Below are 24,310 nucleotides of genomic sequence, written 5' to 3' on the forward strand. Positions count from 1 at the left end.
CCCCATGAATTTCATCTCCAAATCGCTTGCCCCCGCATCCCCCGCGCCCGGTACGCCCGTCCCGCTTGGCAGCACGGCCCACAAAATCCTGTTCTGCCGCACGATGCTCGATACGCATGATCGCTATCGCCCCGCATTGATCGACTGGCCGGTGCTGGATGCGGAAACCCGCAACCGGATCGTGTCGCTGCCGATCTGGGACATCGCCGTCGCGACCGAGGGGCGCGCGGGCATGAACGTCAGAACCTATGGCGAGCAGGTCGCCGATCCGCTGTTGCGCGACGCGATCGACATGAACGCTTTCGAGGAAAGCCGCCACAAGATCGTGCTGGCCGACATGGTCACCTTTTACGGCATCGAGCTCCAGCCCGAGGAAGCGTATAAACGCCCACGCGACCCCGAATTCGCGTTCATGCGCACCGGCTTTTCCGAATGCATCGACAGCTTTTTCGGCTTCGGCCTGTTCAAGATCGCCAAGGATTCGGGCTTCTTCCCGCCCGAGCTGGTCGACACGTTCGAACCCGTGATGCGCGAGGAAGGACGGCACATCCTGTTCTTCGTCAATTGGGTGGCGTGGTGGCGCCGCAACATGCCGTGGTGGCGGCGCCCCTATTTCGAGCTCAAGGTGTGGACGGTGTGGCTGTTCCTGATCTGGGAGCGGATCGACATGGCCAAGGGCATGGGCGACAACACCAAGGCGCAGGAAAACAATTTCACGCTCAACGGCTCCAAGGAACTGGGCGTCGAGATCGAATTCCCCGAACTCGCCGCAATCTGCCTGTCCGAAAACGACCGGCGGCTGTCCGTCTATGACCAGCGTCTGATCCGCCCGAAATTCGTTCCGGGTGCGATCCGTCTGGTATTGCGCCTGATGGGCAAGAAGGCGCTGGCCGCGCGCTGATCGTGCGCCTTCGCGATGGATCGGGGCTTGATCGATTCACGCGAAGGCGCGAAGGCGCGAAGATGGTCGGACCCGCAAGCGCGCAGCGCCCCAGATCCAACGTGAGCGAAGGCGATCGCCTTGCGATGAGCGCGCGCTCTTTGCGCCTTCGCGCCAGCGCATGCCCAAATCCGCTGCGGTTCCTTAGCCGAACGCCGATCGCAGTGGCGAAATCATGAACCGCTCCGCCCGGATCGGGCTGCTCGTTGCAACCGTCGTCGGGCTTATCGTCGCTGCAGGCGCAGTCGGCACGGTCGGGCTTGTGCAAGTCGCCGAGGCGATGGCGTCGATCGGCTGGATCGGCATGGCAAGCTTCGTGCTATGGTCGGGCGGCGTGCTCGCCTTGCTCGGCATGGCATGGGTCGCCGTCGCGCCAAGTGAATCCGCTGACCGCTTGTGGCTGTTCGTGTGGGCACGCACCACCCGCGAAGCCGCGACCGATATTCTGCCCTTTTCGCAACTCGGTGGCCTGGTCGTGGGCGCACGAACGCTGGCCGCATTCGGCGTGCCGCAGCCGGTGATCTACGCCTCGATGATCGCCGATTTGACGACCGAGATGGCCGCGCAACTGATCTTCACGCTGTTCGGGGTGGGGGTGTTGCTGCTGGTGCTGACGCATGCTGCCGTCCAGCAGGGCCTCGTTCCGCTGGCGCTGGGAGGTGTCGGCGCGATGGTCGCGCTGATGCTGCTGTTCGTGTTCGCACAGCGACCGATGCTGAAGCTCGCCGGGACGCTCGGCGCGCGTTTGCTGCCGGGCTCGGTCGCGGCGATGGCGGCGGTGCGCGAGCAGCTCGACGCGATTTACCGCGAGCCGCGCCGCGTCATCGCGGCGTTCCTGTTCAACCTCGCCGCCTGGCTGGCGAGTGCCGCCGGTGCCTGGATCGCCTTGTGGTTCATGGGCAGCCACGTGCCGTTATGGGCAGTGCTGATGATCGAGGCGCTGATCTTCACGCTGCGCAGCGTCGCCTTCGCCATTCCCGGCGCCATCGGGGTGCAGGAGGCGGCCTATGTGCTGATCGGCCCGCTGGTCGGCCTGCCACCCGCGACCGCGCTGGCGCTGTCGCTGCTCAAGCGCGCGCGCGACGTCGTCATTGCCGTGCCCGCCTTGCTGGTCTGGCAAATCGGAGAATATCGCCGCGTCGTCAGTTGATCTTTGCGCGGCGTCAATTGCCCAAGCCAGTGCGCCGCCGTATAGCGTAGGATATAGTCCAGTGAAGGTGATCCGATCATGCAACCGACGACCCTGCTGCTGGCCCTCCCCCTGTTGATCGCCGCAGCGCCCGATGCGCCGGTTCCCTGCCCGACCCCGGCCGCGCCGCTGCCCGCCAGCCTCGTCGCGTGGCAGACCGGCCTCAGCCTCGCCGCCGCCACCGACGCGCCCACGCTGGCGCATACCAAAGTAACGATCGGCAAGCGCGTGGAGGTGATGCTCGCCCCGACCGACACCGTTCGTTACCGGCTCGCGCCGGGCAAGCCACCCGCACCCGGCAGCATGGGCGGGTTGCTCGGTGTTACGGTGCGGCGCGCAGGAACCTACCGCGTCGCGCTCGGCACGGGCGCGTGGATCGACTTGGTGCGGGCGCGGACCTCGCTCACCTCGGTCGCGCACGAGCATGGGCCGGCGTGCAGCGGCATCCGCAAGATCGTCGACTTCAAGCTTCGTCCGGGTCGCTACGTGCTGCAAATCTCGGGCAGCAAGGAAGCCGCGACGCCGGTGCTGGTTACGGCGCTTCCCTGACCGGCGGCAGCGGCTCGGCGCGCAGCATCGCGTCTAACTCGGCCATCGGCGCAGTATCGGCGCTGGCTGCGAGATTCGCCTCGAGCGTGCGATAGGCGGTTAACACCGCGCGGCCCATTTTGGTGAGGGTGGCCCCGCGCGACTGTCCACCGCCCGCCACCGTCTCGACCAATTTCTCGGTCCAGCAGCGATTCATGCTGTCGACCAGCAGCCAGGAACGGCGATAGCTCATCCCCATCGCGCGGCCGCCCCCCGAGATCGATCCCTCGCGGTCGATCGCTTCGAGAAGGTCGGCCTTGCCCGGCCCCATCGCCAACTCATCGCCGCAATAGATCTGCGCCTTGATTTTGAGCTGGCCGATCCGCATCCCCGCCTCCGTTGCAGGGCCATGCCCTAGCATGGTGGCAATGCCGCGCAAACGTCGCTACGTCGCAGGCATGGCGAAGGTGCACCCGTTCCACTCGATCCACACCCACGGGCTGATCCGCGTCGGGGCGTGTACTCCGACCGCGAGCGTTGGCGACACGATCGCCAATGCCGAGGCGACGATCGCGCTGGCCAAGGACGGCCACAAACAGGGCGCGGACTTGCTGGTCTTCCCAGAGCTCAGCCTCACTTCCTACGCAATCGACGATCTGCATTTGCAGACCGCGCAGCATCACGCGACCGAGGCGGCGCTGGCGGCGGTGGCCGCGGCGACCGCCAAATTGCGCCCGGTGTTGGTGGTCGGCGCAGCGCTGCCGCGCAACGGGCGGCTGTACAATTGCGCGGTGGTGATCGCCCGCGGGCGCATTCTGGGCGTGGTGCCCAAGGTGTTCCTGCCCAATTACCGCGAATATTATGAGAAGCGGTGGTTCGCGAGCGGGGCCGGGATCACTGCGCCGTGCCACATCACGGTTGCGGGGCAGACCGCGCCGTTCGGCACCGATCTGCTGTTCGCGGCGAGCGACCTTGAGCATTTCGTCTTCCATGCCGAGATTTGCGAGGATTTCTGGGCCCCCATCCCGCCCTCGACGATGGGCGCGCTGGCGGGGGCGTTGATCTGCTGCAACCTCTCCGCCTCCAACATCGTCGTCGGCAAGGCACGTGAGCGCGCGTTGCTGTGCGCCGCGCAATCGGCACGCGCTGTGTGCGCTTATGTCTTTTCCGCCGCGGGACCGGGCGAGAGCACCACCGATCTCGCCTGGGACGGCCAGGCGATGGTGCATGAACTGGGCGAAGCGCTCGCCGAATCGAGCCGCTTCGGGCGTGCGCCCGGCCTGTTGCTTGCCGATGTCGATGCCGAGCGAATCGAGCAGGAGCGGATGCGCGTCGGCACCTTCAACGATGCCGCGCGCCTCGCCGACGATCCCGAAAAGCGCTTCCGCCGCGTGGCCTTCGAGCACAAGCCAGACTTTGGCGACATCGGGCTTCTGCGAGATACACGCCGCTTCCCGTTCGTGCCCAACACGCCCGAGAAACTGGATGCCGATTGCTATGAGGCGTTCAACATCCAGGTCGAGGGGCTGCTCAAGCGCTTCCAGGCGGCGCATGCCGAGCGCCTCGTCATCGGCGTCTCGGGCGGGCTCGATTCGACGCATGCGCTGATCGTCGCGGCCAAGGTGATGGACCGGCTCGGCCTGCCGCGCGACCGCATCCTCGCCTTCACCATGCCGGGCTTCGCCACCAGCGAACACACCAAGAGCAATGCCTGGGCGCTGATGCGCGCGCTGGGCGTCGATGGCGACGAAATCGACATCCGCCCCGCCGCCCGCCAGATGCTCGCCGATATGGGCCATCCCTTTGCCGATGGGGAGCCTGTCTACGACGTGACCTTCGAGAATGTGCAGGCAGGCCTGCGCACCGATTATCTGTTCCGCCTCGCCAATCAGCGCGGCGGGCTGGTGGTAGGCACGGGCGACCTGTCAGAGCTGGCGCTGGGCTGGTGCACCTACGGCGTCGGCGACCAGATGAGCCATTATGCGGTCAATGCCGGGGTGCCCAAGACGCTGATCCAGTTCCTGATTCGCTGGTGCATCCGCGACCGCCAATATGATCCCGAGACCGACCAGATCCTCGAGGCGATTCTCGCGACCGAAATCTCACCCGAACTGGTGCCGGCGGGCGCGGATGGCGCGATCCAGAGCACCGAGGCGCGCATCGGGCCGTATGCGCTGAACGATTTCTTCCTGCATTATGTCGTGCGCCACGGCATGGCCCCGTCGAAGATCGCGTTTTTGGCGCTGCACGCTTGGCGCGATGCCAGCGCAGGGCGCTGGCCGCGCGACGTGCCGCTAGCGGCGCGAGTCGCGTATGATTTGCCGACGATTGCGAGCTGGCTGGAGAAGTTTCTGGTGCGCTTCTTCGCGACGAGCCAGTTCAAGCGCTCGGCAATCCCCAATGGGCCGAAGGTTTCGAGCGGCGGCGCTCTCAGCCCGCGCGGCGACTGGCGTGCGCCCTCGGACGGCACGGCGCGGGTGTGGCTGGAAGAACTGGCGCGCGGGCTGCCGCAGTAGCGCCATTGGTAGACCGGGAGTGAGGGGGGAGTCCGCGAGACACGCGGTTGCCCATTGTAGAGCAACCCACCCCCAGCCCCTCCCTTCCAGGGAGGGGAGGCGGAAGGCGTCGCGGTTCCTCCCCTCCCTGTAAGGGAGGGGCTGGGGGTGGGTCGGCCCGTAATCGGGCGGACCTGCCAATTTCACAGCGCCCCCAAAGAAAAACGCGCCGAAAGCGCCTTACTTGCGGCTCTTGCGCGCCGCGTAGCGCGCGTCGCGCGCCGCTTTCTTGTCGATTTCGGCCTGGATCGCGGCCTGCTTGGCCTCTTCGATCGCGCGTTCGGCAGCTTCAGCCTTGGCGATCTTTTCGAGCCGCGCCTGTTCGATCGCAGCCTTCTTCTCTTCGCGCTTCTTGGCCTCGGCGGCTTCCTTCGCTTCGCGCGCGGCAGCGCGGGCAGCGACGACGGCCGGATCGACCGGCGGCTTGGCCTTCAGCTTCTCAAGCGCGCGCTGTTTCGCGTCAGCCGAGAGCGCTGCGCGATCCTTGAACGAGGGTTCCTTATACGATGCCATGCGGGCCCTTTAGCGGGAGTCAGTCAGGAAGGAAATGGCGGAGAGGGTGGGATTCGAACCCACGGTGAGCTTGCACCCACGCCGCATTTCGAGTGCGGTACATTCGACCACTCTGCCACCTCTCCGCGAGGTCATAAGATGCCGTCTGATGGGAAATCCAAAAAGCGGCACCGGTCGGTGAGCGGGGGCCTCTAACGCAGTGATCGGGCGGAGGCAAGCGTTTGCGCACCAGCAAAAGCACAGCAATCGCTTGTGCCTTGCGCAAGAGCGCCTAAATTACAGTCATGCCCCGTACCACCATCTCGGCCCTGCCGTTCGACAGCGCGATCACTCTCCCGCCCATTGCGCACGCCCGCTTCGCCATCGGCGACGTTGTGCGCCACCGCATGTTCGATTTTCGTGGCGTGGTGTTCGATATCGATCCGATCTTCGCGAACAGCGACGAATGGTATGACGCGATCCCGGAGAAGTTGCGCCCGCGCAAGGACCAGCCTTTCTATCACCTACTCGCCGAAAACATGGAGTCGAGCTACGTCGCTTATGTCAGCCAGCAAAATCTGGTGCCCGATGACAGCGACGAGCCGGTCGACCACCCCGCCATTTCGGGGCTGTTCGGGGATTATGAGGACGGCAAATACCCGCTGCGGCGCGAACATCGCCACTGATCGCCGCTGCCGCGCCATGACATAGAAAGGGGGCCGCGCAGGCCCCCTTTCCTTTTGTTCGAAGGGTGTTCGCTCAGAACTTGAACGAGACCTTCCCGTAATAATAGCCGCCGTTGATGCCATAGGCGGCGCTGAGCGGTGCATCGATCACGTTGCCGCCCGTGACCAGGGTCGTATTGGTCGTGCCCGGCACCAGCGCCACCTTCGGCGGACGCTGATTGAACACGTTGTTCGCCCCGAATGTCAGGTCGATTCCCCCCGGCAGCTTATAGGTCGCCTCAAGATCGGCGATGAAGGCAGTCGGCACCTTTTGCAGATAATAGGTGCCGCCATCCGGGCTCGCATAGGTCGATGTCTCGCCATAGAGCGTGCCACGCGCCGTCGCCGAGACCGGACCGATCGTCCACAAGGCCGAGGCGATCGCCTTGAACTTGGGAGACGCGGTTTCGAGGTTGGCGCGGGCGCTGGCGTCGAACAGCGGGATACCGCCGAGCGACGCCGGGGCGACGCCGAGCTTGGTGATCTTGGTCTCGTTATAATTGCCCGACAGGCTCCAGCTGACCGTGCCCCAGCTCCCGAAGTCCGAGGGCACGTTTGCCGTCAGTTCGATCCCGCGGGTGCGCGTGCTCGCCCCGTTGGTGAAGATGTTGATGCCGGTCTGCGTCACCGTCGGATCGAGCACGTTGCCATTGGCGACGATCGCTTGCGTCACGATCGCAAAGTTGGTCGCCCCGCCGCTGCCGAAGATCGATCCGGTGCCAAGAATACGGTCGCGAATCTTCACTTGATAGGCATCGAGCGTGACCGTCAGCTTGCCCGCACGAAATACGCCGCCCGCGCTGAAGTTGGTCGATTTCTCGGGCTTCAGATTCTGGAAGCCGATCAGCTTGGCCGCTGCCGAATTGGCCGGCAGCTGCACGAACGCAGAGGTCGGCGAGACGTTGGTGGCCGAATAATAGGATTCGGCCAGGGTCGGCGCGCGGAAGCCGGTCGAAACGGTGCCGCGCAGGGCAAAGGCGTGCGAGAAATCGTACCGCCCGGTTCCCTTGAAGATCACCTGGCTGCCGAAGTCCGAATAATGCTCATAGCGCACCGCGCCATCGAGCTTCAGCGCCGCGACCGGGGATGCGGCGACATCCAGATACAGCGATTCGTTTTCGCGGCTATGCGTGCCTGCGTCGGACGGACGGAAGCCGGGATAGGACTGCCCGCCTTCCTTGTAGATCGAACCCGGATCGCCCGAGCCGATCGAATATTGGTTCTTGCGATATTCGCCGCCGAACGCGACGTTCAGCGGTGCCGCCATACCGAGTTCGAATTCGGTCGAGAAATCGGCATTGGCGGTGAATTCGGACGAGGTGAACGAGCCGTTATAGAAATCGCGCGGCGTGAAATGGGTGTCGATGAACAGCGAGCGGTTCGCCGAGTCGAGCGTGTAGATGAGGTTCTTGTCCTTGCCGTACGTCGTGCTGAGGTCGAACTTCACCGCGCCGACCGCACCCTTCACGCCGCCGGTAAAGGCATAATCATCCTCGCGAATGCCTTCGCGCGGGTTGAAGCCTTGCGGGAAGGGAACCAGCTCGCCTGCCGTGGTGAGGCTGCCACCGACCCCGAGCACGGGGGACGCAATCACGCGATCGGGAACGCGCAGATTCTCGTACGCGCTGGCGATCCGCTTGCTGAACGAACCGAAGCTGTAGGCGGTGACGTCCCCGAAATCATAAGCGGTGTTATATTGGACATTGGTCAGCCAGGACTTGGCATCGCCGTTGATGCGATTGACGTACGGGAAGCCCGGAATGTTTTTGTAGAGCGCTTGCTGTGCTGCGGAGAGCGCAGGGCTCGTTGCGGTGGTCAGCAATGTGCCGCTCGCATCGGTCACACGCCGATCAAGCCCGCCCACTTGCGTGAAATCGTGGAAGCGGTGGAAAAGCGTCACGTTGATGAAGCCATCCTCGCCGATCTTGGTCGCCAGATGCACGGTGCCGGCATAGGTCGTTCCACCGACGTCGTAATTCTTGCCTGCGGTGGCATAGCCCGATCCCCCCTCGGCATCGTCTTTCAGGATGATGTTGATCACGCCCGCAATCGCGTCCGACCCATATTGCGCGGCGGCACCGTCTTCGAGCACTTCGATGCGCGAAATCGAACTGGGCGAAATCAGGTCGAGATCGGCAGTCGCCGCCCCCTGATAAGGGCCGCCAAGCACGGCAAGGTTGGCGGTGCCATGGCGGCGTTTGCCGTTGATCAGCACCAGCGTGTGGTTGGGGCTGAGCCCGCGCAACCGCGCCGACAGCGTCAAATTGGCGGTGTCGCCGCCAAAGGCCTGCGCGGTGAAGGACGGCACCAATTGCGTCAGCACCTGGTTGAGGTTGGGTTGGCCGACTCGCGACAATTCATCCGAGCTTAGCACCTTGATCGGCGTGGCGCTCTCGGCCGCAGTCGTGCCCGTGCGCCGAGTGCCGGTGACGATAATGTCGGATTGCTCGGGTGCGCTCGTATCGGGCGCGGGATCTGCCGGGGCCGGTGCCGCTGACATCGCAACACTGCTATCGGGTTTGGTGTCAGCAAAAGCGGGCATTGCGGCCACGCTGGCGACGGCCAGCGCGAAGAGCGAAATCGAAGATTTGTACATGGCTGTGAGATCCCCCAAAAAAACAGGTGACCTTCAGTCCATCCGCCCCCAGCACTTTATGTTCTTTCGAATACGCACCTCATTTGCGTCGCCACTGAGTGACGGACACAGTTCCCCCTGCCGCACAGCACGGCATTGAAATAACCCTGCAGATAATTTGACACGACCAACTTAGTCGAATGCAGCACGCCGCATTCGGTATCTATGTATGTGGAATCCTTGTGATGCTGAACGCTCTAACGCGACATTTTATTGCCGGAATCGAGTTCGCCTCATCTGTTCCGAATCGGATGACGCCATAGACCGTTTGGCAATGCAACATAAAGTTCACGCAGAGCGGATAGTTCATCCAATATTAGGACGGTTCCGGACCAACTATTGCGTTTGAGCAACAACTTTACGACGCATACGGCGCGCCTCGGCGGTTGACAGCGCGGCCTGTGTCGCATAGTCGGCGCTTCTTTCCCGCGCTCGGCTCGCCGTGCGTGGGGCACAGGTATTTTTGAAAGTGATGAGGCCCATGTTCGCAATCGTGCGCACGGGCGGCAAACAGTATCGTGTTGCCGCCGGAGACAAGATCGTCGTCGAGAAGCTCGAGGGCGAGGCCGGGGCGTCGATTACGCTCGGCGATATCCTGCTGGCGGGCGAAGGCTCGGAGCTGAAGTCGGTCGAAGGCCTCACGGTCTCGGCAGAGATCATCGCGCAGGCGAAGGCCGACAAGGTCATCGTCTTCAAGAAGCGTCGTCGCCACAACTATCGCCGCAAGAACGGCCATCGTCAGCAGCACACGATTCTGCGCATCACCGCGATCGGTGGCGAATCTGCCGCACCGGCCGCTCAGGCGTAAGGAGTAATTCGAGATGGCACATAAGAAAGCAGGCGGTTCCTCGCGCAACGGTCGTGATTCGGCCGGTCGTCGCCTTGGCGTGAAGAAGTTCGGTGGCGAAGCCGTCATTCCGGGCAACATTCTCGTGCGTCAGCGCGGCACCAAATTTTACCCGGGCACCAATGTCGGCATCGGCAAGGACCACACCCTCTTCGCTCTGACCGAAGGTCGCGTGACCTTCCACAAAGGCAAGCTCGGTCGCCAATTCTGCTCGGTAGAAATGCTGGCGCTGGCCGCTGAATAACATCGGGTGACCATCCGGGTTGCCCACCAGGGCGATCCGGGTAGTTCAGACTACCGAAAAAGGGAGACGGGTCGCCCCGGTCTCCCTTTTTTCATGCTCCCTCCCCACCCATTGTCGCTTGATCGTCACGAGAGACGGGCAAGCGACGGCGACGAGGAGAGTAATAATGTTCGCTCGGACTCCGAGGCTGACGCTACGGCCAGGCTGGCCGGAGGATGCCCCTGCGCTTGCGCAGGCAATGGGCCATGAAGACGTGGTCACCAAGCTGTCGCGCGCGCCTTGGCCCTATGGCGAGGAGGACGCTCGCGACTTCCTAACGCGCCCGCGCGCTACGACCGATGTCTTCATGCTCATCACCAGCCTTGAAAGCGGCACGCCGCAAATCATCGGTGGCATCGGCGTGCACCCGGAGGGCGATCATTACGAACTCGGCTATTGGCTCACCCCCGATGCCTGGGGTCATGGCTATGCCACCGAAGCGGGCCGGCAGATGGTGCAGATCGCGCGTTACGCCCTAGGGCTGAAGCGATTGAGCGCGGGGCATTTCCTCGACAACCCCGCATCGGGTCGCGTGCTGACCAAGCTCGGTTTCACCCCCACCGGTCGCGTCGAGCCGCAGCATTGTCGCGCACGCGGGCATCACGTCCCGTGCGTGAAGCTGGAACTCGACCTGGACGTGGCCCACGCCATCCCGCTCGCGGCCTGAAGGCCGCGGGCGCGTGCCGGGCTCTTGCGTCAGATCGGCGCTGATTACCACCCTGGCGAAGGCCGGGGCCCAGGAGCGGAGGCCGATGTAATGGGCACAGCGGTCGGTTACCGCAACGCTCGCACCTGGGCCCCGGCCTTCGCCGGGGAAGTCGATACTATATAGGAAGTCGGCACCGCGATTCCCTCAATACTCCGGAACGAAGCCGCCGAAGTCCGAGAATTTGGTGATGTTGGGCTCGAATCGCAGCGTCACCTTGCCGGTCGAGCCGTGGCGCTGCTTGGCGACGATCAGCTCCGCAAGCCCATCGACGCGCGACAGATGCTCCGACCATTTGGCGTGCTTGTCCTGCACGTCGGCCGGGCTGCCAGCCGTCGGAATTTCGGGCTGGGTCATGTTGAGATAATAATCCTCGCGGAACACGAACATGACCATGTCGGCGTCCTGCTCGATCGAGCCCGATTCGCGCAGATCCGACAGCATCGGGCGCTTGTCCTCGCGCTGCTCGACCGCGCGGCTGAGCTGTGACAGCGCCATCACCGGCACGTTCAAATCCTTGGCAATGTTCTTCAGGCCACGGCTGATTTCGGAAATCTCCTGCACGCGCCCGTCGCCCGAACTCTTGGCGGTGCCCGAGAGCAGCTGCAAGTAATCGACCACGATAAAGCCAAGCTGGTTGTTGAGCTTGCGCTGCAAGCGCCGCGCGCGGGTGTGCAGCGCGCCGATCGAAAGCCCGGCGCTGTCGTCAATGAACAAGGGCAGCGTTTCCAGGCTTGCCGCCGCCGCCGCAAGCTTGTGAAATTCCTCGCGCTTGATCTTGCCCGAGCGCAGCACTTCGGAATTGATGCCCGATTGCTCCGCCAGAATACGCCCGGCAAGCTGATCGGCGGACATTTCCAAGCTGAAAAAGGCGACCTTGGCCCCGAGCGAGCGTTCGGGGTCAATCCCGTCGGCCATGTCGCGCATCCAGCGCTGTGCGGCGTTATAGGCGATGTTGGTGGCAAGCGACGTCTTGCCCATGCCCGGACGCCCGGCAAGGATCATCAAGTCGGAACGGTGCATACCACCGATCTTGGCGTTGAGGCTTTCGAGCCCGGTGGTGATGCCCGAAATATGCCCGCCCGAATTGAGCGCGACTTCGGCCATCTTGATCGTGATGGTGGAGGCCTGGACGAAGGTCTTGATCTGGTTGTCGCTGCCGCCATCGGCGGCGACCTTGTACAGTTCTTCCTCGGCCGCCTCGATCTGCGCACGCGGGTTGACCTCTTCCGACGTGTCCATCGCGCGTTCGACCAGCGAGCGCCCGACCGTGACCAGCGTGCGCAGCATGGCCAGGTCATAGATCTGCTTGGCAAACTCCCGCGCGCCGAGCAGCCCGGCACCCGAGCCCGTCAACTGTGCGAGATAGGCCGGGCCGCCCAGCTCGCGCATCCCGACATCCTGTTCGAACATCGGGCGCAGCGTGACGGGACTCGCCAGCATGTCATTGCCGCGCAGCGTGCGAATCGCGGAAAAGATGCGGCCATGCAGCGGCTCGAAGAAATGCTCGGGCTGGAGCCGGTCGATCAGATCGTCCGCCAGGCGGTTGTCGATCATCATCGCGCCGAGCATCGCGGCTTCGGCCTCGACATTTTGCGGCAGGGTTACGGTTTCGGGTTCGGTCGGGGATACGAATGCGGTGGCCATGCCCCCTTGTCCCACCCCAGCCGCCGCCACTCAAGGGGCTGGCGCGATTAAAGCCGGGGATAACCGCTCAGCGCGCGCCCGTCGCCATCCGGCGCAGCACCGCCAGCGTGTCCTCCAACGTCTCCTGCGGCGGCGGCGCAGCGACGGGCGGGCGTTGTCCCACCACCCGCTCCAGCCGGTCGAGCAAGGCGTGAATCGTATCGGATGGATCGGCCCGTGCGGGCGCGACCGGCGGCACCGGCGTTTCCACCACGGGCTGCGGGGTCGATCGCACCATCGGCGTCAGCGGAAAGGTTTCGAAGCGTTCACCGGGATCAAACGTCTGCGGGCGTTCGGCGGGAAGGATGGTAACCGACTCCTCCCGCGTCGGGGTCGAGGACCCGCCAAGCGGGGTTTCAGGCACCGCGACCCGACCATAAGCGGCCAGTGGTTCTTCAAGATCGACCGGCAATGGTCGTTCGACCGGAGGCTCCACCGCCGCCGGTGCCGTGACGGGGACGGCGGGCGCGCGCACATCGAGAAACGGCGTGCCGAGATCGGTATTGGCGAACAACGGGCGGCGCGCCGGCGCATCGGGATGCGCATCGGCGCGGCGCAACACCGGCGCGCTGCCGCGCTCCCCGCGCGAGCGCTGGATCACCATAGTGCGCGCGCCGAAAACGAGGAACAGGGCGAACCATGCTATCAGGCCGATGCCGCCGCCGCACAGCAGCACCAACACCAACCGCGCGGTAAGCCCAAGCGGCGGCTCGGCTGCGGACAGGACCGAGGCGATCCCGCTATCCACGACCATCGATTCGAGCAGATCGGTCGGCACCAGCGCGAACATCGCGGCGGTCATCACCCCGATAACACCAGCCACCGCTGGCGCGACGGGGAGAATCAGAGGTTGGGAACGGGAGAACACGGCCATGACGCAGACGATGCCACCGCACCGGTAAGTTTCTGGTAAACAGGGCCATAACGCGCAACATTAACGGCCCAGTTGCGCTCCGCCTCGACAAAGGCGCGGCCGCGTTCGCGCCGCCCTTCCCAGCCGTCGCGATCCGCGAGCAGCGCCGACAGCGCCTGCGCCATCGCCACCGGGTCGTCGGGCGGGAACAGCGTGCCGGTATCGTTGTGGCGAATCAGCTCGCGATGCCCGCCAACGTCCGACGCGGCGACCAACCGACGCTGCGCCATCGCCTCCAGCGGTTTGAGCGGCGTGACCAGATCGGTCAGCCGCATCCGTTTGCGCGGATAGGCCAGCACGTCGATCAGGCTGTAATAGCGATCGACCTCGGTATGCGGCACCCGCCCGATGAAATGGATCTGCGTCGCCACCGGCGAGGCTGCAGCCTGCGCGCGCAAGGCGTCCTCCATCGGGCCGCCGCCGACCAGCACCAGATGCGCCTTGGGCCGCGCCGCGACCAGCGTCGGCATCGCCGCGATCAGATCATCAAGGCCCTCATAATCGTAGAAGCTGCCGATAAAGCCGATCACTTCGGCGTCCTTCAGGCCAAGCGACTCGGCCAACGCCGAATCATAGGCCAACGGATCGCCGAACACCGCCATGTCGACGCCATTGGGCGACACCAGCAGCTTGGCCGGATCGATGCCCCGCGCGACCAGATCGCCGCGCAGCCCTTCGCAAATCACCGCCACCGCGTCGGCGCGCCGCACCGCCCAGGTTTCGAGCGCGCGCGTCGCTCGGTAGCGCAGCGATCCTTCGCGCCCGGTGCCGTTGCCAACGGCGGCATCCTCCCAAAAGGCGCGAATCTCATACACCAGGGGCAGCTTGCGCGTGCGCGCCACCCGCAGCGCGGCGACCGCATCCAGCACCGGCGAATGCGCGTGCAAAATGTCGGGCTTAAACTCTTCGACCACCTCATCGATGCGGCGGGCAAAGGCGCGGATTTCGCGCATCTCGCCAAATGGGCTGATCGTCTCGGGAACGGGCGGGGTGCGGAAAAAATCGATGCCATCGACGGTTTCCGCCGCCGCGTCGCGCGCGCCGTTGCGTGGGCCGGTGACGGCGGCCACGTGCCAGCCGTGCCGCATCTGGCTCTTCAGGATCGCCCGCGTGCGAAAGGTGTAGCCGCTTTGCAACGGCAGGCCGTGGTCCAGGATGTGGAGGATGCGCATGCGCGGTCCATAGCGTGGCACTGCTTAACGGAGCCTCAACCCGCACGCCCTACACCGCGCCTGTGGAAAGTCAGGCCGCCTCATGATCGACAATCTCGCGCTCGCGATCAGCCACGGCTTGATCGCGCTGGCGGTGTGGCGATTGCTGCGCCGCCCCGATCTCGACCGCGAAGACGCGCCGCCGCCCAGGAAGGGTCGCCCGCGTGCGTGACCTTTTCTTCGTCGCCTTTCTCGGCGCGTTCTTCGCGGCAGGCTTTCGCCGTCCGTTCATTTTCGTGCTGGCCTATGTCTATATCGACATCGTCAGCCCGCAGCGGCTGACCTATTATCTGCTCAACGCAGTGCCGATCTCGTTGATCGCGGTGGTGCTGTCGGTCGGCGGCTGGATGCTCGCAGACGACAAAGCCGAAACGCGCGTCGCGCCGCGCCAGGTGCTGATCGTGCTGCTGCTGGCCTATTGCTACGCCACGACGCTGAACGCCGATTTCCCGGTCGAGGCGCTCGATAAATGGGGGTGGGTGTGGAAGGCGCTGGCCTTCGCTGCCTTCCTGCCCTTCACGCTGCGCACCAAGCTGCGGATCGAGGCGCTGTTGCTGGTGATGGTGGCGTCGGCCTCCTCGATCATCATCGTCGGCGGGGCCAAGACCATCGCCAGCGGCGGGGGCGGTTACGGTACGCTCAACCTGATGGTCTCCAACAATTCGGGGCTGTACGAAGGCTCGACCATCTCGACCGTGGCGGTCGCGATCATCCCGCTGATCCTGTGGTTCACGCGCCACGGCACAATCTTTCCGCCAGATTGGAAGGTGAAGGGTTTTTGCTACGCGCTGGTCTTCTCATGCCTGTTGATCCCGGTCGGCACTTCGACGCGGACCGGGCTGCTGTGCATTGGCCTCGTCGCGTTGCTAATGCTGCGCGATGCCAAGCGCAAGCTGCTCTATCTCGGCCTGCTTGGCGCGATGGGCGTGCTGGCGGTGCCGTTCCTGCCCTCCTCCTTCACCAATCGCATGAGCACGATCAAAACTTATAAGGGCGATGAATCCGCTTCGACCCGGCTCGCCGTGTGGGGCTGGACGTGGGACTATGCCAAGGACCATCCGTTCGGCGGCGGCTTCGAAATGTATCGCCAGAACAAGATTCGCTACGACACCGAAAAGGTCGAAGGCGACGCCACCAACGCCACTGTCGACCGCAAGCTGACCGTCGACCAGGCGCGTGCCTTCCACAGCGCCTATTTCGAAATGCTGGGCGAGCAGGGCTTTCCGGGGCTCGCCATCTGGGTGCTGATCAACCTCACTGGCATCCTCCGCATGGAGGTGCTGCGGCATCGCTACCGCAAGCAGGCCGATTATGCCTGGGTGACCCCGCTCGCAGGCGCATTGCAATCGGCGCATATCGTCTATCTGCTGGGCGCGGCGTTCATCGCGATCGCATTCCAGCCCTTCGTCTATATGCTGATCGGCGCGCAGATCGGGCTCGACACCTATCTCGCGCGCAAACGCCGCGCGGCGGCATGGCGGCCGATCCGCAAACCCCGCCCGGAGGCTGTCGCGGCATGAGCGGTCGGCATGAACTGCGCGCGCTAACGGGGATGCGCGGCATCGCGGCGTGGCTGGTGGTGCTCTATCACATCCGCCTGTCGGTGGCGGGGTTGCCACAGGGGGTGGTCGCGGTGCTGGCCAAAGGCTATCTCGCGGTAGATTTCTTCTTCCTGCTCTCAGGCTTCGTCATCTGGCTGAGCTGGAGCGAGCGATTGCGCCGCGGCGGGATCGGCGCGGTACCGGGTTTTCTGTGGCGGCGGCTCGCGCGGATCTGGCCGCTGCACCTGTTCATGCTCGGCTGCGCGGTCGCGCTGGCGCTCTTGCTGCTGGCACTGGGCAAGCATGATGCCGTGCATCACCCCTTTGCCGATCTGCCGCTCCACATCCTGCTGCTGCAAAATTGGGGCTTTACCGATCATCTGGCGTGGAACGACCCAAGCTGGTCGATCAGCACCGAATGGGCGGCGTATCTGCTGTTCCCGCTGCTGGCGCTGAGCCTAGACTGGCGGCGCGTGCCAAGCTGGGCGGTGCTCGCGACGATCGCGGCGCTGCTGGTGCTGCTGCACGGCGCGATGGCGGGGGCACCGACACTCGGCACTGACATCTGGACCTTCGGATTGCGCCGCTGCCTGATCGAATTTGCCACAGGCTCCGCAATTTGCGCGCTGTGGATGCGGTGGCGCGGCACCCCCGCCCTGCCCGCCACGCTGGCGACGATGCTCGGGGTCGCCGGAGTCGCTGCGGCGGCCTTGGGTGCGCCCGAAACGCTGACCATACCGGGCGCGTTCGCCGCTTTCCTGCTCGCGCTCGCACTCACCGCAGACCGGCGCGGCAACCCGCTCGAAACCCCGGCGCTGCATTATCTTGGCGAGATCAGCTACGCCACCTATCTCGGCCACTTCCTGCTGTTCGGGGTGTTCAAGCTGGCGTTGGTCGAAGATGCGCATGCCATTCCGCCGCTGCTGATCGCGCTGTATCTGGCGCTGGTGCTCGGCAGTTCGGTGGCGCTCCACCATCTGGTGGAGCGCCCCGCACAGGATTGGATGAACCGCCTGCCCGCCCGCTGGCAGCGGACAGGCGCGCGCGTTCAGGCCTCTTCCAGCTCTTCCTGAAGCGCCTCAAGAATCGCCGCGTTGAAGGCCGGGATGTCATCGGGGTTGCGGCTGGTAATGAACGGCCCATCGCGCACCACCGCTTCATCCACCACATCCGCGCCAGCATTGGCGAGATCGGTGCGGACCGATGGCCAGCTCGTCATACGCACGCCGTCCACGACATCCGCCTCGATCAGCAGCCACGGCGCGTGGCAGATCGCCGCGATCAGCTTGTCGTCATCGGCGAATTCCTCGATGATCTCGATCGCACGGTCATTCAGCCGCAGCGTATCGGGGTTGGCGACGCCGCCGGGCAGCAACAGCGCGGTGTAATCCTCGCTATCGACATCCTCCAGCCGCAGGTCGGGCACGATCGTGTCGCCCTTCACGTCATGCTGCATGCCCTGGATCGGGTCGGTCTTGATCGAAGCGAGCGTCACCTTGACGCCGGCATCGAGCAGCGCCTGGCGCGGCTTGAACAACTCATCCTGCTCAAAACCGTCGGTCGCCAGGATCAGGACATGCGCGTTGGAAAGATCGGTCATGGGGAATCTCCGCTGGGGGTTCACGCCGCTCAACCCGCGATCGCGCGCACCGTTCCGGAACGATGCGACGATCCGTGCATTGGAATGGGCAATGACCGGCGAACCGCTTTGCGACATCACCTATTGCGACGACAGCGAGCCCGGCATTTCGCGCAAGAAGATGCGCCACGGCTGGGGCTATTATGGTGCGGATGGCAAACGCATCACCGATCGCGCCGAAATCGACCGGCTGAACGCGATCGGCCTACCACCCGCTTATCGCGATGCCTGGTTCTGCCCGTCGCCCAGCGGCCACATTCAGGCGGTCGGCTGGGATGAGAAAGGCCGCAAGCAATATCGCTATCACACCGGTTTCCGCGAAACGCAGGAAGCCGCGAAATATGATCTGTGCGCGCCGTTCGGCCGGGCTCTGCCCAAGCTCCGCGCGCGCGTCGCCGCCGACCTTGCCAAGCGCACCCTGGGCAAGGATACCGCCGTCGCCGCGGTCGTGCGGCTGCTCGATCTCGGCAAGGTCCGCATCGGCAATGAAGGCTATGTGAAAGCGAATAAGAGCTTCGGCGCGACCACGCTGCGCAAACGCCATGCCGCGCTGAAAGGCCGCGCGCTGAAACTGCAGTTCAAGGCGAAATCAGGCAAGTTGCGCGTGCTGACGATCACCGACGGCTCGCTCACCCGCTTCGTCCGCAAATGTCAGGATTTGCCGGGGCAACATCTGTTCCGCTGGGTGGATGAAGCGGGGGAAACCCATCCCGTCACCTCATCCGACGTCAACGCCTATATCCGCGCCGCCATGGGGCAGGATTTCACCGCAAAGCATTTCCGCACCTGGTCGGCCAGCGTGCTCGCCTTCGAGGCGCTGGCCGAGGCGCGCGCCGATATCAGCCTGAAGACGATGCTGCTGCCGGTGAGCGAAACGCTGGGCAACACGCCCGCGATTGCGCGTAAATCCTATGTCCACCCCGCTTTGCTGGCGCTCGCCAAGGACGGGCAAACGGCGTTTCGCGCTGGCCTTCGCCTGCCGCGCCGCACGCAATATCTCTCGCGCGTCGAACGCGGCTTGATCGCCCTGCTCGAAAGCGCCACGCAACTGGCGACCGCCCAAGCCGCCTGAAGGTTTCCATGACGACCAAAAATACGACCGCGATCCTGCCGCCCATTCGGGTGGGCGACCTGGACGATCAAGCCCGCGGCTTCATCGGCATCCTCTATCACTGGGTCCACACCCACTGGCTGCAGATCCTGATCGTGCTGGCGGTGGCGAGTGTGATCGTGATGGCGCTGCATTTCGTGCGGCGGCTCGCGCGGAAATATTGCATGCGCGAGTCCGGCCCGCGCGGCTGGTTCGGCGTCGCAGCACGCGCGACGTTGCAGACCGGCAATTTCTTCATGGTGATGGCGGCCGCCAAGATCGTCACCGCCGACACTTTCGCGGGGACGCCGCGCGAGGTGCTTTCGCTCATCAACGTCCTGTGGGTGATCGTCGCGGTGTTCCAGATGGCGATCTGGGCGCGCGAAATCATCCTCGGCACGATCGAGCACCGCACCGGTGGCGACCATTATGCGGGTGAAGCCATCGGCAGCGCGATGAACATTATCCGCTTGCTGGTCAGCTTTGCGGTATTCGCGATCGCGGCGATCGTCGTGCTCGACAATCTCGGCGTCAACGTCACTGGCCTGATCGCGGGCCTTGGCGTCGGCGGCATCGCCGTTGGCCTGGCGGCGCAGGGCATCTTCGCCGATCTGTTCGCGGCGCTCGCCATCCTGCTCGATCGCCCCTTCCGGCGCGGCGACGCGATCAGCTATGACAAATCGGCGGGCACGGTGGAGGCGATCGGCCTGAAATCGACGCGCATTCGCGGCGTCACCGGCGAGGAACGCATCGTCGCCAACAAGCAATTGCTCGAAAAGGAAATCATCAACAACACCCAGCGGGAATACCGTCGCGTGGTGTTCACGCTCGGGCTGGTGCAATGGACCCCGGTCGAGACGATGGAGGCGCTGCCATCGATGATCAAGGACGTGGTCGAGGCAGGCGGCATGAAGTTCGTGCGCGCCGGTTTCGTCACCTTCGGCGCGCAAAGCTATGATTTCGACGTCGAGTTCGATTCCCCCACCGCCGCCTTCCAGGAGTTTTACGACGCGCGCCACGCGGTTGGCCTCGCGATCATCCGTTGCCTGAACGACGCCGGTATCCAGCTTGCCTACCCGACCCAGACCAGCTTCACCGCCGCGCCCGACGGACGGATGGTGCTGCCGTATCCCACGGACGATGCAGCACCGGCCCCGGCCAAATCGGCCTCGAAGGCGGTAAACGGTCGTACGGGCACCGGTGCCGCGCCAAGCGATTCCGCCGTCGATGGCGACGTCGGCACCGGCTGAACCGCTATAGCGAGCCCTCGTCGCCCTCCAGCGTATCGCGCTTGCGCCCGAAGATCTTCCCGAAGAAGCGAGAAATCGCCGCGCCCGCCACCGCAAGCCCACCCAGGATCACTTTCCAGAAGCCGAACACGATCGCGAGCAGGCCCAGCTTCTTGGCGACGACCACGCCCGCGCCCGCCGCGACCAGCCCGGCCAGACCAAATTCGGCGGTCTTGTCGACCGACTTGTCATAATCGGCATAGGTCGCCCCGGGCGTGAACGCCGCCGCCTTGCCGAAATCGGTCGCCGCCGCGCGCACATCGGGCAAATGCTTCATGTCGGACAACATGTTGAGGCTCAGCACACCCTTCCGCCCGAGCAAGCGCACATCGTAATTCAGCGCATCGACCGGCGAATCCGAAAATTTAATGTCGCGCGCCCAGATCAGCGAATGCGCCGCCGGATCGTAAGACGGCTGCTGCGCCCAACCGACCAGGTGGATCGTCGGATAACCGCCCTTCGTGCGCTCGGCATTGGCATCGGCTTCGCCCGCGCGAATGCTCTCGACGACCTTGTCATAATCCTCGGTCTTGGCGTCCTTATCGGGGACATAGCCCGTGTCTTCATAGGTGACGATCGCGCCCCAGACATTGTCGTAGATCGTGCGCCCTTTTTCAAACACGATACCCAGCACGCCGTCGCCCGAGGATGGCGGGTTGCCCCACACCTTGGTCAGGATCGTCTTGGCCTCATCGGCGGGGACGAAATAATAGCGCTCGCCCAGATGCAGCACGGCGTGCGCGGCGGGAATGGCAACATCGCCGCTTTGCTTGTGCAAGCCCTTTTCGAATGCGATCGCCTCGGCGGACAGTTTCTGCGGTGCGCTGTCCTTCTGCGCATCCGCTGCGGTGGCCAGCACCAGTCCCAGGCCGAGCGCGCACGCGCTGGCCACAGCCTTGAATGTCATCTGCTAACCCCCCCGGTCGGCGCGAGAATCGCGCCGACCGACAAGGCCGTTAAATCCCGCCCTCGTCAAGACTTAGCAGCATCGCATTGCCGCCCGCGCTGGTGGTGTCGACCGACACCGCACGCTCGACCACGAAGCGATGGAGATAGTTGGGTCCGCCCGCTTTGGGACCAGTACCCGACAGCCCTTCCCCACCAAACGGCTGCGAGCCGACCACCGCGCCGATCATCGACCGGTTGACGTAGAGGTTGCCAACTTGGGCCAACGCCTCGGTCTCCTCGGCAGCGCGCGCGATCCGGCTGTGCAGCCCCATCGTCAGCCCGTAGCCCTTGGCGTTCACGCTGCGGATCGTCTCTGCGAGCTTGCCCGAAGGCCAGGTGACGACATGCAGGATCGGGCCGAACCATTCGGCGGTAAGGTCTTCGATCCGCGCCAGCCGGATCAGCGTCGGCGGCACGAACAGCCCATCGGCCGGCGCGTCCAGCGTCTTCAATACAGTGGCACCGGCGCGATACGCCATGAGCTTGTCATAGGCCGCCTGGTCGATCACCGGGCCGACATCGGTCGCGGGATCGCCGGGATCGCCGAGGCGCAGCGTGTCCATCGCGCCTTTCAACATGGAGATCGTCGTCTCGGCGATCTCCTCCTGCAGCAGCAACAGCCTGAGCGCGGAGCAACGCTGCCCGGCCGAGCGGAAGGCCGAGGTGACAACGTCCGCCACGACCTGTTCGGGCAAAGCGGTCGAATCGACGATCATCGCGTTGATCCCGCCAGTCTCGGCGATCAGCGGCACGATCGGGCGCGTGTCGTCCTCCAATAGCGAGCGCGCGATCTTACGTGCAGTGGCGGTCGAACCCGTGAAGGCGACCCCGGCAATGCGCGGATCGGCGGTCAGCGCGGCACCAACCTCAGGCCCGCCCGGCAGCAGGATCAGCGCATCGCTCGGCACGCCCGCTTGATGCGCCAGTTCGACCGCGCGCGCGGCGATGCGCGGCGTCTGCGGGGCGGGCTTGGCGACGACGGTATTGCCCGTCACCAACGCGGCGACGGTCTGCCCGAGGAAAATCGCCAGCGGGAAGTTCCACGGCGCAATCGTCGCCCACACCCCGCGCCCGGCATAGCGCAGCACGTTGCGCTCACCCGTTGGCCCCGGCAGTTCGACCGGCTGCAACCCATCGCGCGCGGCCCGCGCGTAATACCGGCAGAAATCGACCGCTTCGCGCACCTCGCCCAGCGCATCCGGGATCGTTTTGAACGCTTCCGACACGCAAAGCGCCATCAATTCGTCGCGATGCGCCTCCAACAGATCAGCCAACCGCTCCACGATCGCGCAGCGATCCTCAATCGACCGCCCGGCCCATGCGGGAAAGGCCGCAGCGGCAGTGGAGACAGCCTGCTTCGCGCCTTCGCGGCTTCGCGTGAAATCCTCTTCTTTTTGTTCACGCGAAGACGCGAAGCCGCGGAGAGCAGACACGGTCTGCGCCAACGTCACGCGATCCGCCAAATCTACCCCGGCGGAGTTTTTGCGCTCCGCGCCGAACAGGTCGACGGGCAGCGGGATGCTCGGGTGCCGCGCGCCACCGACAGCGGCGATCTTCGCCACCGGGTCGGCCAAAATCTCCGCCTCGGTCAGCCGTTCGTCGGCGAGTTGATGCACGAAAGACGAATTCGCGCCATTCTCCAGCAAACGCCGCACCAGATAAGCCAGCAGATCGCGATGCCCGCCAACCGGCGCATAGACGCGGCAGTGATAGCCATGCTCGCGCACCAGCCGCTCATACAGGCCATCGCCCATGCCGTGCAGCCGCTGGAACTCAAAGTCGCGCGAATTGCCCGCCCATTCCATGATCGTCGCCACCGTCAGCGCATTGTGGCTGGCAAAGGCCGGGCGGATGTTGGGCGCGTCGAGCATGTCGCGCGCCACCGCCAGATACGACACGTCGGTCGCCGCCTTGCGCGTGAACAACGGATAATCGGACAGCCCCTCAACTTGCGCGCGCTTGATCTCGCTGTCCCAATAGGCGCCCTTCACCAGCCGCACGTTCATGATACGGTCGAGCGCGCCCGCCCACGCCACCACCGGCCGCGCGCGCTTGCCGTACGCCTGCACCGCCATGCCGAAACCGTCCCAGCCCTTCAGGCTCGGCAGCGCGGCGACCTTGCCGATGATGTCGAGGCTCATTTCGAGCCGCTCGCTCTCCTCGGCATCGACCGTCAGCGCGATGCCCTTGCCCGCCGCCTGAACGCTGAGCGCCTCGAGCATTTCGGTGAGCGCGGGCACGCATTCATCCCAGCGCGCGACTTCATAGCGCGGGTGCAGCGCCGACAGCTTGACAGAGATCGAATGCCCCGCCGCCGGATCGCGCCCGACGGCATCCACCGCATCGGTATAAGCCCGGAAATAGCGCTGCGCATCGTCATGCGTGCGCGCCGCCTCGCCCAGCATGTCGAAGCTGGCGGTAAAGCCCTTATGCTCGGGCTTCTTCATCCGCTTCATCGCTTCGTCGATGGTGCGGCCCATCACGAAAATCTCGCCCATCATCCGCATGGCAGCCCCCACCGCCTGGCGCACGAACGGCTCGCCTGCACGGGCAATCAGGCGGCGCAGCGAACTTTGCGCCTGCCCCTCCCCCACCAAAGCGCGGCCGACCACCAGCCCCCAGGTCGCCGAATTGACCAATGTCGAATTGGATTTGCCGGTGTGCGCGCGCCAATCGGCATCGCCAAGCTTGTCGGCGATCAGCAGATCGGCGGTCTCGGGGTCGGGCACGCGCAGGAACGCCTCGGCCAGCGACAGCAAAGCCACGCCCTCGGATGAATTCAGCCGATATTCCTGCAGGAACTGGTTGACCCAGCCTTTCCCCTGCGCCGCGCGCAGGTCGGCGAGCAGCCCCAAAGCATGGCCCATCACCCGTTCGCGCGACTCGGGGGTGAGCGCGGCACGGTCCAGGAGCGGCTTTAGAACATCGGGTTCGCTCGCCCGGTGCAGAGTGCCCATGGATTTGCGGGCGGTGGACGCTACGTCAAAGGTCATGTTCCGGTTTCCGGTCGGTGTGAGGCTTGCGCGCAGGCACGGCGGATGCCATTTGCTTGGCCGCGCCTATGCGACGAAATCAGCTTCAGGGGAATGCCGT

General features: G+C 64.7%; 22 protein-coding genes and 1 tRNA gene. 13 read left to right on the forward strand and 10 right to left on the reverse strand.

Features of this window, described 5'->3' with window-relative positions; genetic code table 11:
- Positions 1-4: 4 nt before the first annotated feature.
- From EJC47_RS15040 to EJC47_RS15050, 3 genes are all read left to right on the forward strand, one after another.
- Complete coding sequence (locus EJC47_RS15040) at positions 5-901, forward strand: ferritin-like domain-containing protein (protein ID WP_126848750.1); 897 nt, start codon at positions 5-7, stop codon at positions 899-901.
- A gap of 214 nt (positions 902-1,115) precedes the next feature.
- The gene (locus EJC47_RS15045; RefSeq protein WP_126848751.1) at positions 1,116-2,090 is read left to right on the forward strand and encodes a lysylphosphatidylglycerol synthase domain-containing protein; all 975 of its coding nucleotides are present in this window, start codon (positions 1,116-1,118) and stop codon (positions 2,088-2,090) included.
- A gap of 78 nt (positions 2,091-2,168) precedes the next feature.
- A complete protein-coding gene (locus tag EJC47_RS15050) occupies positions 2,169-2,678 on the forward strand; it encodes a hypothetical protein (RefSeq protein WP_126848752.1) in 510 nt (169 codons plus the stop codon).
- On the opposite strand, the gene EJC47_RS15055 is transcribed toward EJC47_RS15050, so the two are convergent.
- Entirely contained in the window at positions 2,662-3,045 is a 384-nt protein-coding gene (locus tag EJC47_RS15055; protein WP_126848753.1) for a winged helix-turn-helix domain-containing protein, read from the reverse strand. The genes EJC47_RS15050 and EJC47_RS15055 overlap by 17 nt on opposite strands.
- A gap of 70 nt (positions 3,046-3,115) precedes the next feature.
- Between EJC47_RS15055 and EJC47_RS15060 the strand changes: the two genes are divergently transcribed.
- The gene (locus tag EJC47_RS15060; protein ID WP_126848789.1) at positions 3,116-5,173 is read left to right on the forward strand and encodes an NAD(+) synthase; all 2,058 of its coding nucleotides are present in this window, start codon (positions 3,116-3,118) and stop codon (positions 5,171-5,173) included.
- A 219-nt stretch (positions 5,174-5,392) separates the two neighbouring features.
- Here EJC47_RS15060 and EJC47_RS15065 read toward each other — a convergent pair whose 3' ends face one another.
- Together EJC47_RS15065 and EJC47_RS15070 are read right to left on the reverse strand one after the other, a co-directional pair.
- The gene (locus tag EJC47_RS15065; RefSeq protein WP_010407771.1) at positions 5,393-5,725 is read right to left on the reverse strand and encodes a DUF6481 family protein; all 333 of its coding nucleotides are present in this window, start codon (positions 5,723-5,725) and stop codon (positions 5,393-5,395) included.
- Between the two features lie 35 nt (positions 5,726-5,760).
- Positions 5,761-5,850, reverse strand: a tRNA-Ser gene (locus EJC47_RS15070).
- A gap of 159 nt (positions 5,851-6,009) precedes the next feature.
- On the opposite strand from EJC47_RS15070, the gene hspQ reads away from it, so the two are divergent.
- Positions 6,010-6,390: a heat shock protein HspQ gene (gene hspQ, locus EJC47_RS15075; protein WP_033966003.1), complete on the forward strand. Its 381-nt coding sequence runs from the start codon at positions 6,010-6,012 to the stop codon at positions 6,388-6,390.
- Between the two features lie 73 nt (positions 6,391-6,463).
- Here hspQ and EJC47_RS15080 read toward each other — a convergent pair whose 3' ends face one another.
- Positions 6,464-9,025, reverse strand: a complete 2,562-nt coding sequence (locus EJC47_RS15080) for a TonB-dependent receptor plug domain-containing protein (protein ID WP_126848754.1) — start codon at positions 9,023-9,025, stop codon at positions 6,464-6,466.
- Positions 9,026-9,545: 520 nt separating this feature from the next.
- On the opposite strand from EJC47_RS15080, the gene rplU reads away from it, so the two are divergent.
- The 3 genes from rplU (at position 9,546) to EJC47_RS15095 (ending at position 10,861) form a co-directional block, all read left to right on the forward strand.
- Positions 9,546-9,872, forward strand: a complete 327-nt coding sequence (rplU, locus tag EJC47_RS15085; RefSeq protein ID WP_033966002.1) for a 50S ribosomal protein L21 — start codon at positions 9,546-9,548, stop codon at positions 9,870-9,872.
- 13 nt (positions 9,873-9,885) lie between these two features.
- A complete protein-coding gene (rpmA, locus tag EJC47_RS15090; RefSeq protein WP_010407762.1) occupies positions 9,886-10,155 on the forward strand; it encodes a 50S ribosomal protein L27 in 270 nt (89 codons plus the stop codon).
- 166 nt (positions 10,156-10,321) lie between these two features.
- Positions 10,322-10,861, forward strand: a complete 540-nt coding sequence (locus EJC47_RS15095; RefSeq protein WP_260591600.1) for a GNAT family N-acetyltransferase — start codon at positions 10,322-10,324, stop codon at positions 10,859-10,861.
- A gap of 186 nt (positions 10,862-11,047) precedes the next feature.
- Here the strand turns inward: EJC47_RS15095 and EJC47_RS15100 are convergent, their stop codons facing one another.
- The 3 genes from EJC47_RS15100 to EJC47_RS15110 all read right to left on the reverse strand — a co-directional run bounded on the left by EJC47_RS15100 (position 11,048) and on the right by EJC47_RS15110 (position 14,671).
- On the reverse strand, positions 11,048-12,547 hold the full coding sequence (locus EJC47_RS15100) for a replicative DNA helicase (RefSeq protein WP_126848755.1): 1,500 nt from the start codon (positions 12,545-12,547) through the stop codon (positions 11,048-11,050).
- Positions 12,548-12,614: 67 nt separating this feature from the next.
- The gene (locus EJC47_RS15105; protein ID WP_260591601.1) at positions 12,615-13,409 is read right to left on the reverse strand and encodes a hypothetical protein; all 795 of its coding nucleotides are present in this window, start codon (positions 13,407-13,409) and stop codon (positions 12,615-12,617) included.
- A 20-nt stretch (positions 13,410-13,429) separates the two neighbouring features.
- On the reverse strand, positions 13,430-14,671 hold the full coding sequence (locus EJC47_RS15110) for a TIGR04063 family PEP-CTERM/XrtA system glycosyltransferase (RefSeq protein WP_126848757.1): 1,242 nt from the start codon (positions 14,669-14,671) through the stop codon (positions 13,430-13,432).
- An 82-nt stretch (positions 14,672-14,753) separates the two neighbouring features.
- On the opposite strand from EJC47_RS15110, the gene EJC47_RS21395 reads away from it, so the two are divergent.
- Genes EJC47_RS21395 through EJC47_RS15120 form a run of 3 tightly spaced genes read left to right on the forward strand, consistent with a single transcriptional unit; the run spans position 14,754 to position 17,324 of the window.
- Positions 14,754-14,882: a hypothetical protein gene (locus EJC47_RS21395; RefSeq protein ID WP_260591602.1), complete on the forward strand. Its 129-nt coding sequence runs from the start codon at positions 14,754-14,756 to the stop codon at positions 14,880-14,882.
- Positions 14,875-16,230 (forward strand): putative O-glycosylation ligase, exosortase A system-associated, encoded by a 1,356-nt coding sequence (locus tag EJC47_RS15115; RefSeq protein WP_126848758.1) that lies wholly within the window; start codon positions 14,875-14,877, stop codon positions 16,228-16,230. Before EJC47_RS21395 ends, EJC47_RS15115 begins: the two co-directional genes overlap by 8 nt.
- The gene (locus tag EJC47_RS15120; RefSeq protein ID WP_126848759.1) at positions 16,227-17,324 is read left to right on the forward strand and encodes an acyltransferase family protein; all 1,098 of its coding nucleotides are present in this window, start codon (positions 16,227-16,229) and stop codon (positions 17,322-17,324) included. The genes EJC47_RS15115 and EJC47_RS15120 overlap by 4 nt, the downstream gene beginning before the upstream one ends.
- On the opposite strand, the gene EJC47_RS15125 is transcribed toward EJC47_RS15120, so the two are convergent.
- Positions 17,300-17,851, reverse strand: coding sequence for a type 1 glutamine amidotransferase domain-containing protein (locus EJC47_RS15125; protein WP_126848760.1), 552 nt, complete (start codon positions 17,849-17,851; stop codon positions 17,300-17,302). The genes EJC47_RS15120 and EJC47_RS15125 overlap by 25 nt on opposite strands.
- Positions 17,852-17,942: 91 nt before the next feature.
- Between EJC47_RS15125 and EJC47_RS15130 the strand changes: the two genes are divergently transcribed.
- Together EJC47_RS15130 and EJC47_RS15135 are read left to right on the forward strand one after the other, a co-directional pair.
- Positions 17,943-18,962 carry a DNA topoisomerase IB gene (locus EJC47_RS15130; RefSeq protein WP_126848791.1) on the forward strand — a complete coding sequence of 340 codons (1,020 nt, stop codon included), beginning with the start codon at positions 17,943-17,945 and terminating at the stop codon, positions 18,960-18,962.
- Positions 18,963-18,970: 8 nt separating this feature from the next.
- Positions 18,971-20,230: a mechanosensitive ion channel family protein gene (locus EJC47_RS15135; RefSeq protein WP_126848761.1), complete on the forward strand. Its 1,260-nt coding sequence runs from the start codon at positions 18,971-18,973 to the stop codon at positions 20,228-20,230.
- A gap of 4 nt (positions 20,231-20,234) precedes the next feature.
- Here EJC47_RS15135 and EJC47_RS15140 read toward each other — a convergent pair whose 3' ends face one another.
- Positions 20,235-21,176, reverse strand: a complete 942-nt coding sequence (locus EJC47_RS15140) for a DUF2167 domain-containing protein (protein WP_126848762.1) — start codon at positions 21,174-21,176, stop codon at positions 20,235-20,237.
- Positions 21,177-21,225: 49 nt separating this feature from the next.
- The gene (gene putA / locus EJC47_RS15145; protein ID WP_126848763.1) at positions 21,226-24,210 is read right to left on the reverse strand and encodes a bifunctional proline dehydrogenase/L-glutamate gamma-semialdehyde dehydrogenase PutA; all 2,985 of its coding nucleotides are present in this window, start codon (positions 24,208-24,210) and stop codon (positions 21,226-21,228) included.
- Positions 24,211-24,310 lie beyond the last annotated feature (100 nt).

Origin of the sequence: Sphingomonas sp. TF3, from assembly GCF_003985085.1 — a bacterium.
Lineage (GTDB): Bacteria > Pseudomonadota > Alphaproteobacteria > Sphingomonadales > Sphingomonadaceae > Sphingomonas.